Here is a 452-nt window from a genome sequence, read left to right as displayed (position 1 = left end):
CGGTTGTACGAGGCGCTGCGCAAGACACTGCTGTCGCAACAGCTGATTCACGGCGACGAAACAACGGTACAGGTGCTCAAGGAGCCGGGCAAAACCGCCCAGAGCACGTCGTATATGTGGGTGTACCGTAGCGCTGAAGACTGCTCCGAACCCGTCGTGCTGTTCGACTACCAGCCGGGACGTGCTCAGCAATATCCCCAAGCGTTCCTCGCGGGCTACAAGGGCCTGCTGATGACCGATGGATACGCCGCCTGGCGCACGCTCGAAGGTCCGACCCACTTCGGCTGCATCGCCCACGCGCGACGCGCCTTTGTTGATGCCTTCAAGGGCATGAAGAAACCAGGCGGGCGTGCCGCACACGCACTGGAATACTTCAAGGCGCTCTACCAGGTCGAAACACTCGCAAAGGGGGATTTGCCCGAGGGCGAGACGCGCATCGATTACACCTTCCG

At 61.3% G+C, this 452-nt stretch carries 1 protein-coding gene; it reads left to right on the top strand.

Annotated elements, in window-relative coordinates; genetic code table 11:
- The coding region (locus P0D80_RS51210; protein ID WP_408296625.1) for an IS66 family transposase at positions 1-452 on the top strand (452 nt) is incomplete at both ends.

The sequence above is a fragment of the Paraburkholderia sp. RL17-373-BIF-A genome (assembly GCF_046030175.1).
In the GTDB taxonomy this organism is placed as follows: domain Bacteria; phylum Pseudomonadota; class Gammaproteobacteria; order Burkholderiales; family Burkholderiaceae; genus Paraburkholderia.
Note: the sequence above shows the minus strand (reverse complement) of the source record. Positions and strands in the feature narration are given on the sequence as shown.